Raw genomic sequence first — 9,747 nt, forward strand, 5'->3', positions numbered from 1 at the left:
AGTTGTACTCCCTATAAGAGCCTTTATTCCTTCAACAGATATCTTTATCGGCTTATTTACTCTAACAGCTTCATTATGTAATAAATGCTTTATTATTTCTATTTTATCTCTAACAGATCTCTCTTCAAAACTTGGTATTCTAACTGTCATTGGAATTCTTCTAACAAATGTATTAAGAAGCGTTGATGCTGGATCTTCAGTTGTAGCTCCTATGATTAATACATTTGCTTTTCTTTTTCTTTCAGTCTCTCCTAGCTTATTATATGTACCTGTATCCATAAAATAAAATACCATTTCTTGACCCTCAGGAGGTAATCTATGTATTTCATCTAAAAATAGAATTCCACCATCTGCCTTTTGAACTATACCATCTTTTTCAGTGTCAGCTCCTGTAAACGCACCTTTAACATGTCCAAATATATGTGACAATAATAGTTGTGGAGTATTGTAATAATCTGCACAATTGAACACTATAAATGGTGAATCTTCTTTAAATCTTCCTATATATTTTGCATAGCTATACATTCTATTTGCAAACAAGCTTTTACCAACTCCTGTTGGTCCTACTATTAATGTATGTAATCCATTTGGAGGATAAATTATAGCCGCCTTTGCTTGCTCAATTTGTGTCTTTAAGCTAGTATCATATCCTATAAGATAATCAAAAGGTGATTTATTCTCTTCTTCCTCCTTTTGTTTATTAAGTAATGATTTTATATCATCAATCTCTGTAATATCTTCAGAAAGTCTAACATCAAATATTTTTTGAAAAATTTCTCTATCAAAGTATCTAACTGGCCTGCATTTAATCTTTATTGCTTTTTTATTTCTACAAAGCTCATTTAGTTCCTTACTTACATTATTTCTTAATATATCAAGTTTATCTCCAATATCTTGTGCACTTACTCCTATATTTTCATCAAGGTCCTCTTTCTTATATCCCAAACAAACTTCATTTAGGTAACTATAGATCTTTTCTATTCTTTTCAATAATAGTCCCCCTTTCTTTAAATAAAAGTTATACTTAAATCGATTTTAACCCTTGTTCTTAATGTCTTTCAATTTATTTGTAAAATATACAAAATATTTTACCTTTTGTCAATATTTTAGACTTATATTATGTAAAGCAATCTATTTAAAATAAGTGCTACATTAAATACCACTTCCTTAATATAAGTATATTTGTCCCTTTATTATATTAAAACCTTAATACTTTTCCTCATCTTCCTTAATATATGCATCTTTATATATATTATTAATTTTCATATTAACTATTTTTATACTAATAATTTTTCAAGGGACATTCCTATAATTACTTCAACAAGACTTAAAATAACATTTAAAAGTAATTTAGACGCCCCTAATATGTATTCTCCTAGGTTTGAACATACTAACTGTTTCACATGAGAAAGTGGAGAATGCTGTAAGTCCTCCCTTAACTCCTGTTGTTAAAATAGCTTTGTATTTGGAGATATTAAGTTTGCTATTATATTTTCAGTTAATATACCATAGAGAAAGTTTGCTTCAAATAATTTCGATACATTTATAGATATTATTATTTTATATATTTTGCAAATACTATATTTATTATAAATCGTATTTAGCAATATTTAAATTTGTTATATACATATAGCAAAATACTTACTACTTACATATTAATTATAGTAATAGCACTAACTAAGGAGGAGGATAAAGTGAGTATTAAACCCCTTATTGGTATTTCTGCATCTTTAACTATAGATACTTCTGAAAAGATGGCAGGCCGTAAAATTATTTCTCTAAGTGAAAATTATGTTAATGCCATTTTAAATGCAGGAGGATTTCCTTTCATTTTACCAATTAATAATGACATTAATGTTATAAAAGAATATGCAAAACTCTTAGATGGTTTGCTTCTTTCAGGCGGTTATGATGTTGATCCATTAAATTATGATGAGGATCCAAACTATAAATTAGGAAGAATCCTTAATGAGAGAGATGAATTTGAAATTAAACTAATAAATGAATTTGAAAATTTAAATAAACCTATCCTTGGTATTTGCAGAGGAAATCAAATATTAAATGTAGTCCACGGTGGAACAATATATCAGGATATATCTTTAATAAAAGGAAGCTTTATTAAGCACGATCAAGATGCTTTTGAATATGATGGAACCCATAGAATAATTATAGAAGATGGTACTAAATTAAACAGAATACTTGGTAAAAATTCTTTAGTTAATTCTTATCATCATCAAGCAATAAAGAAGGTTGGAGAAGGATTAAAAATTGCTGCTATATCTAACGATAATGTTATAGAAGCTATAGAAAACACAACTGGTTCATTTAAGCTTGGAGTTCAGTGGCATCCTGAAATGATGTTTTATAAATCCAAAGACATGAGTAATATTTTTAGATATTTCCTCCTTGAGTGCAAAAACAACAAAAATAAATTAATATAATAAATAAAGTGCAGTGTACACTTAATTTTTGCACACTGCCCTTTTTCTACTAAGAAATCACTATAATATACGTAAATGGTATACTACTTAATCTTCATATTTTTCTCTCTCAATATCATCTAATTTTTCTAAGAGATCTTTCTCTACCTCTTCAATTTCAATATTTATGTCAGCTATTCTACTTATACTATCATCTATTTTATAAATTAAGTTTTTAACTTGTTCTTCATCCATTGATATTTTATTTTTAAATTCATCGACAAACATAGAACCTATTTTCTCATTACTTTTTCTAATTACTATATTTAGATCATCGATTTCATTCTTTAAATCTCTTATCTTCATTTTTGTTTCTATTTTTAATGCAGTGCTCTTTGATAGTGATGTTACATTTTTTGTAGCAGTATCAGCTAATTCTTTCATACTATCTAAAAAATTCATATCTATCCCTCACTTAAATAAACTTCTACTTTTATTATATAATCGTGATTTTATTTTGCTTATATAATTACTAATAAGATACACAATTTGTCTTTGATTACTTCTACTAGTCTTCCCCAGTTGTAATTTATGTTAAATTTTAGTACATTTTTACATATAACTCTTTATTAAAATTTTAAATGAGTTACTATTATTAGAAATAAGTTTATTTATAATTTCCTTTGGAGGTGTACTAATATGCTTAAAAATTACTATTTACTAGAACCAAATAAAAGTTTAAACACAAAATGTGATATTGAAAATTATTGTATGGATTTTTTTCAAAAGCTTAAACACAAAGTTAAAATTCTAGATAAATCTAGTACCTTTAAAATCTACATAAAAGTAGATAACACAAAATATTCAGTACAGCAAAGAGTATTAAATTCTAAATCTTATCAAAGCAAGCTACCAATAAGTGATAACTTCACTCCAATACTTGGAGCACAGCAATTAATAATTGAGAAAATATAAATAAAGAAGTATAAAAAAGATAGCATGTTTAGTGTACATGCTATCTTTTTGATGTGTGGTTATTTATATTAGTTTAGTTAGTTATATTAATTTAATTAATTGTGATTATAGTTCGTAGAACATCTTCATATCATCTTCTACGTTTGTAATTCCTCCGATACCAAAGTTTTCAACTAATACTTTAGCTACATTTGGTGAAAGGAATGCTGGTAATGTTGGTCCTAAGTGTATGTTCTTAACACCTAAGTGTAATAATGATAATAATACTATTACAGCTTTTTGTTCATACCAAGCTATGTTATATGATATAGGTAATTTATTTACATCATCTAATCCAAATACTTCAGCAAGTTTTAATGCTATTACTACTAATGAGTATGAGTCATTACATTGTCCTGCATCTAATACTCTTGGAATTCCATTTATATCTCCAAGGTCTAATTTGTTGTATTTGTATTTAGCACATCCAGCTGTTAATATTACAGCATCTTTTGGTAATTTTTCTGCAAATTCTGTGTAGTAGTTTCTTGATTTAGCTCTACCATCACATCCAGCCATTACAAAGAATCTCTTGATTGCTCCAGTCTTAACAGCATCAACAACTTGATCAGCTAAAGCTAAAACTTGGTTATGAGCGAATCCACCGATGATTTCTCCTTTTTCTATTTGAGTTGGAGCTTCACATTTCTTAGCAAGTTCTATGATTTGTGAGAAATCCTTCTTACCATCTTTATCTGCTTCTATATGAGCACAACCTTCATATCCAACTGCTCCAGTTGTAAATATTCTATCTCTGTATGAATCTTGAACTGGTGTGATACAGTTAGTTGTCATAAGTATTGGTCCATTAAATGAAGCAAACTCTTTGTTTTGTAACCACCAAGCATTTCCGTAGTTTCCTGCGAAGTGATCATATTTCTTGAATTCTGGATAGTATTGTCCAGCAAGCATTTCACCGTGAGTATAAACATCTACTCCAGTTCCTTTAGTTTGTTCTAATAACATTTCTAAATCTTTTAAATCATGACCTGAGATTAATATACCAGGATTATTTCTAACTCCGATATCAACCTTAGTTATTTCTGGATGTCCATAAGTTCCTGTGTTTGCAGCATCTAATAGAGCCATTCCATCAACACCAAACTTACCTGCTTCTAAAGCTAATGCTGTTAACTCATCAGCTGTTAATGAGTCATTTAAAGTTTGAACTAATGCTCTTGCCATAAATGCATGTATCTCTTCTTTATCATAACCTAAGTTCATAGCATGCTTCATGTAAGCTGACATACCTTTTAATCCGTATACTATAAGCTCTCTTAAGCTTCTTACATCTTCATTTTCTGTAGCAAGTACTCCTACGCTTGAAGCCTTTTCCATCATTTCTTCTTCTGTAGTTGCAGTCCAAGTTGCACATCCGTGGAAGTCATCTCCTACAGGATTTCCACCAGCAGCTTGTACTTTTTCTTTTAATTCTTCTCTTAATGCTAAAGTTTCTTTAACTCTCTTTTCTATTGCCTTAAAGTCAAAGTTAGCATTTGTTATTGTAATAAATAAATTTTCTGTTATGTATTTATCAACTTTATTATCGATAACTCCTACTTTTCTTCCTTCATTTGCTACTGTAGCTAACCCCTTTGTTACGAATACTAAAAGGTCTTGAATCTTTGCTACATCTTCAGTTTTACCACAAACACCTCTTACAGTACAGCCCTTACATCCTGCTGTTTCTTGACATTGAAAACAAAACATTGACATTATAATTTCCTCCTCTATTTAACTCTTAATTTTGATATTTATATTTAATTTCTAGATGATTCTTATGTTTATTTTTAAATTCTGTAAGCATCTCACTTACAATACTGAGTATACTACTAAGATATAATTTCTTCTGTAACATTAGTTACAGTTCTGAATTTTTTAAAATTTACCTAATAAGTTTCATTTAAATTACATATTTTCTAAATAATTTCCTTTGGTGTAAAACTACAATATCCTATCTCATCGCATCTTTTCTTCATATCGCTCCAAAGCTTAGAATCAGTTATGCTATCTATTGCTGTAGGATATAATATTGTATTTTCTTTAAATATATGGTCTCTTAAATTAAATACTAAGTATGCAGTTAACTCTTCTAATCTTTCTTTAAAATCATCAAATGGTATATAATCTACACAGTTTAATAACTCTTTAATAGCTCTCTTCTTTCCTCTTAAATCATCATGTTCCATTCTCATAATTCTAGTTGGTCCAGTAATACCATCGTTCTCTAATTCAATAAATAAAACGTCCTCTTCTCTTTTATGATGAAGCTCAGCATCTAGTATATTATCTATAACAGTTTTTAACTCTGCTATATAATTTTCATTACCTTTTATAGAATCTAACTTTTGAACTTCACCATTTAACTCTTCTAATCTAGTTAAGAATTCTAATATCTTATCATGCTCAACAATAAGTGTATTAACTACATGTCCAACCTCTAATTTACTTTTTATCTTTTCAAGTTCATCCTTTAATACTTCCATATGTATATCACATAAATGTCTTAAATCATGAGGATTCATACCCTCATCAATTAAATTTTGCTCTGCTATAGATAACTCTATAGGATCTATATTTTTAACTATTTCTAACGCTTCTTTTCTTAACTCATCTGATATATTTCCTGTATTTAATTTTCTTAAAACTGCTGTTAATTCATTAATTCTTTCTTGTTTCATTTCATTAGCCTCCCTATTTTAAATAGCCTTATTGCTTTTTCTATATTTATATATCTACTACTAATTAATCTTTAATTTTATATATTCATTATTAGTTAATCTTAAATTATTTTGAATAGGATACTATTTTCTTTATGAATATGGATAAATAAATCTTTTTCTAATGCATCTAGCTTTTTATATACTAAATTAAAGGTTGTACAAGCTCCTTCTGGTGTCTTATATCCATTTGTTTCTCTATAAAGATCTTGAAGTATATGACCTGCCCCTGTATGCTCATTTTCGATTACTCCAACAAACTTCATTATTGAATCTCTTAATTCTTCAGATGGATTTTTAAAGTATTCCTTTATCATTGGGAATAATTCTTCCTCTTCTTTAATTAAATGTTCCTCAAGCTCTGTTTTTAATGCTCCAAATAACTTATGAACTGTTTTTAATTCTTCTCCACTGTGATGATAATGTACCTTTAATATCTTTAATAATAATTGGTCTATTTCTATAAGCTCTCTATAAGTAAAAGCATGATGTGTATCAACTATATTATCTATTAATTTATTTGGATCTTCTTTTCTCCAATCTATATATGCTTCCTTTGAATTTAAAAATTCATCATATGATTTATTTATTTCGTTTAAAAATCCTATTACTTCTATTTCTTTTTCTAATAATGCACTTTCAAGTGTTCTATCCCCATGACAACAATAATCAATACCTTCTTTATTAAAAATTCTTGCAGCTCCTGGAAACATGGCCACTACTTCACCTAATTTTTGTTCTTTATTTAATCTATTCATCAAAATCTCCCCTTATCTCTTAAAATATTCGTGCTCTCTTAACTATGACTAGATTTTAATTTAATTCTTAGTTATTTAATATGATTTAAATCAAAATTTTTTATTTTTCAATTTTTTATAAAATAAAAGATATAAAAAAAGAAACTAGATCAATTTAATCTAGTCCCTTTAATACTAATATTAATAAAAGTAAAAACCTTATTCTGATAAATCTTTTAGTAAATCTATATCTTTTACTATTATTATTTTATTTCCCTTTAAATTTATTATATTTTCACTTTCAAATTTAGAAAGTTTTCTACTTATTGTTTCTCTAGTAACTCCACAATAGTTAGCCATATCTTCTCTATTTATAGGGAGTTCTATATGTATATTATCATCAACTAGTTTTCCATACTTCTCTGAGAATTCTAAAAGCATACTTGCTACTCTTGCTTCTACATCCTTTGTTGCAAGAACCTTTGCTAAATCCTCTGTTTCTGCAAGCCTATGAGCCAATTCCTTTAATATTTTCATTGATATTCCAGGATTTTGATTTAATATGCCTTCTAAATTAGTTCTTGATAATGTGCATATCTTTGCATTATTTATTGCAGTTGCTGTAAAGCTGCTTTCTATATCATCAAATAAATTTGTTTCACCAAAGAAGTCTCCTTTAGTTAGTATATGTAATATTTGTTCTTTTCCATCTCTCGTCATTTTTGAAAGTTTAACTTTTCCTTCTCTTATAAGAAATAAATTATCAGATATCTCGCCCTCTCTACAAAGTACTTCCCCTTTTATATATTCTCTTCTAATTACCATTTTAATTATGTTCTGTAATTCAGAATCTGATAGTGATGAGAATATTGATATATGCTTTGCACATACCGGTTCACCCTGATTGCAGCCATGACAATTACAATTTTTTTTCATTACATACCTCCTAATTAAATTTTCGTCTTTTCTACCTATCTTTTATATAATAACACTCTTATAAAACTTTTAAAAACTAAAACTTACAGATAACATTAAATTTAACATTATCTACAGTTAATTAAATATTCTACTTTCTTTTTATCTTATGTAAATGAGAGTTTTATTTTTAAAGTTATAATTTCTCTATTAATATACTCTAAACTTTTGGATATATTTTTTAAAATAAAAAACTAAACCTAATGTCTACTTCATATTAGGTTTAGCAATCATATTCTTATTATATTTAATTAGATATATTATATTAATGCTTCTTTTATATTATCTATATCTTCATGATTAATTTCTTGAAATCTATATTTTTGGTTACAGTTAGGATATTTATTCTTATCTACTTCACTTAAAAACATATTTAAAGGTCTAACAAATATACCAAAATCACCATATAAAGCTTTATATACAACTAGCTCTTCCATAGTTTCAGAATGTCTTGCTACATCTATTACTAAATATAACTTTCCTTTAAAGTGCTTAACAACTCTTCCTTTTAAATTTTCTATGGATCTATTCATATGACTTCCTCCTCCTAAAAATAAATATATTATCTATCAAATACTAAAGATTTAAAAAATGCAAAAAATTCTCTTGCATACATTGATGGTACCAAATACCATTCAGTATTGCTGCTATAAAATTTTATATTTTCATAACCATTTCTCTTAGCAATAATACTACTTCTTAGTGCATGAAAATCTGTAGTAATTACTGTAACATCAGCATTTACTATATCACTTTTCTCTTCATCTTTTACCCTTTCTTTTGTATATTTAAAATTTTGAAATGTATTAGTTGATTTATTTTCTAATATTATTTTATCACTATTTATACCTTTTTTTACTAGGTATCTTCTCATAGCTTCAGCTTCTGTTATGCTTTCTCCTGGTCCTTGTCCTCCAGATACTATTATATCTCCTTTAAAGTTAGTCTCATCCATATATTTTATTGCAGCATTAAGTCTATCCCTTAATGTAGTTGTTAAATTTTCACCTCTTATACCTGCTCCAAGAACTAGTACATAATCACTTTTCTCCACAGATTTTTTAGGATACATAATAATAATTCCTTCTACAACAATAAAAATTATTATTCCTAATATTGATAATGCTCTTAATGGCTTAATGATTTTTTTAAGCCATGCAATTTTCATTAGTCTTTTTCTGAAGAAATAATAGAAAATTATAATTAGTCCTATTACCAAGTAAAAAATACTAAATGTAGTATATCCAAATACTAAATTAACAAAAGTAAAATATAATATACATATAATGCCTAATATTAAAATTATAACACTCACATACTCACCATCCTTTTAGATAATAATACCATAAATTAGAATATAAATTAATTTTTGTTCTAAGGAGATAATAGAAATGTTTATTAGATTTGAAAATATAACTGATGAAATTACTATAGATGTAAGAACAGTATCTGAATTCAATAATATGCGATTATTTCAATATAATATTCCAATAATAAATGAAGATGACCATATAAGAATAAAGTCTTTTTATCCATTAGCTATACCTATAATATTAGTAAGCCTTTATAGAAATAAAAATTATATAAAAAAGCGTTTGATGATCTTATCTAATAATGGAACTTATCCAATAGTTATAGGTTGTTCTAGAGGGCGATTAAGAAGTCCTATAATCTTTTTATATGCAAAATTTATAGGCATAAGAAGATGTAAAATTTTATTTGGTGGAATAAAAATATTTTTCTTAAACAAAGAAAAAAGAGATAGTAATTAAACTATCTCTTTTCGTTACTCACCTGGCAACGTCCTACTCTCCCACACAGTCTCCCGTGCAGTACCATTGGCGCTATAGAGCTTAACTTTCCTGTTCGGAATGGGAAGGA

Annotated in this window: 11 protein-coding genes and 1 rRNA gene; 3 read left to right on the top strand and 9 right to left on the bottom strand. The window is 27.3% G+C overall.

The window, feature by feature from the left end; all coding sequences use genetic code 11:
• On the bottom strand, nt 1–990 hold a 990-nt coding region (locus tag JOC62_RS18830), incomplete at its 3' end, for a sigma 54-interacting transcriptional regulator (protein ID WP_204596812.1).
• A gap of 704 nt (nt 991–1,694) precedes the next feature.
• On the opposite strand from JOC62_RS18830, the gene JOC62_RS18835 reads away from it, so the two are divergent.
• Nucleotides 1,695–2,441 (top strand): gamma-glutamyl-gamma-aminobutyrate hydrolase family protein, encoded by a 747-nt coding sequence (locus tag JOC62_RS18835; RefSeq protein ID WP_204596813.1) that lies wholly within the window; start codon nt 1,695–1,697, stop codon nt 2,439–2,441.
• Between the two features lie 87 nt (nt 2,442–2,528).
• Here the strand turns inward: JOC62_RS18835 and JOC62_RS18840 are convergent, their stop codons facing one another.
• Complete coding sequence (locus JOC62_RS18840; protein WP_204596814.1) at nt 2,529–2,882, bottom strand: hypothetical protein; 354 nt, start codon at nt 2,880–2,882, stop codon at nt 2,529–2,531.
• 237 nt (nt 2,883–3,119) lie between these two features.
• Here JOC62_RS18840 and JOC62_RS18845 point away from each other — a divergent pair, with 237 nt between their 5' ends.
• On the top strand, nt 3,120–3,395 hold the full coding sequence (locus JOC62_RS18845; RefSeq protein WP_204596815.1) for a hypothetical protein: 276 nt from the start codon (nt 3,120–3,122) through the stop codon (nt 3,393–3,395).
• Nucleotides 3,396–3,500: 105 nt separating this feature from the next.
• On the opposite strand, the gene hcp is transcribed toward JOC62_RS18845, so the two are convergent.
• The 6 genes from hcp to JOC62_RS18875 form a co-directional block, all read right to left on the bottom strand.
• Entirely contained in the window at nt 3,501–5,150 is a 1,650-nt protein-coding gene (hcp, locus tag JOC62_RS18850) for a hydroxylamine reductase (protein ID WP_204596816.1), read from the bottom strand.
• Nucleotides 5,151–5,353: 203 nt separating this feature from the next.
• On the bottom strand, nt 5,354–6,115 hold the full coding sequence (locus JOC62_RS18855) for a DUF438 domain-containing protein (RefSeq protein ID WP_204596817.1): 762 nt from the start codon (nt 6,113–6,115) through the stop codon (nt 5,354–5,356).
• Between the two features lie 101 nt (nt 6,116–6,216).
• Complete coding sequence (gene ric, locus JOC62_RS18860; protein ID WP_204596818.1) at nt 6,217–6,915, bottom strand: iron-sulfur cluster repair di-iron protein; 699 nt, start codon at nt 6,913–6,915, stop codon at nt 6,217–6,219.
• A 195-nt stretch (nt 6,916–7,110) separates the two neighbouring features.
• Nucleotides 7,111–7,827, bottom strand: a complete 717-nt coding sequence (locus JOC62_RS18865; RefSeq protein WP_204596819.1) for a Crp/Fnr family transcriptional regulator — start codon at nt 7,825–7,827, stop codon at nt 7,111–7,113.
• 299 nt (nt 7,828–8,126) lie between these two features.
• Nucleotides 8,127–8,399, bottom strand: a complete 273-nt coding sequence (locus JOC62_RS18870) for a DUF1653 domain-containing protein (RefSeq protein ID WP_204596820.1) — start codon at nt 8,397–8,399, stop codon at nt 8,127–8,129.
• A gap of 29 nt (nt 8,400–8,428) precedes the next feature.
• Nucleotides 8,429–9,034 carry a YdcF family protein gene (locus JOC62_RS18875; RefSeq protein ID WP_243425116.1) on the bottom strand — a complete coding sequence of 202 codons (606 nt, stop codon included), beginning with the start codon at nt 9,032–9,034 and terminating at the stop codon, nt 8,429–8,431.
• A gap of 223 nt (nt 9,035–9,257) precedes the next feature.
• On the opposite strand from JOC62_RS18875, the gene JOC62_RS18880 reads away from it, so the two are divergent.
• Nucleotides 9,258–9,638 (top strand): rhodanese-like domain-containing protein, encoded by a 381-nt coding sequence (locus JOC62_RS18880; protein WP_204596822.1) that lies wholly within the window; start codon nt 9,258–9,260, stop codon nt 9,636–9,638.
• A 20-nt stretch (nt 9,639–9,658) separates the two neighbouring features.
• Here JOC62_RS18880 and rrf read toward each other — a convergent pair.
• Nucleotides 9,659–9,747 (bottom strand): 5S ribosomal RNA (gene rrf, locus JOC62_RS18885); the annotation flags it as partial.

The sequence above is a fragment of the Clostridium sardiniense genome (assembly GCF_016907995.1).
GTDB classification, from domain to species: Bacteria; Bacillota; Clostridia; order Clostridiales; family Clostridiaceae; genus Clostridium; species Clostridium sardiniense.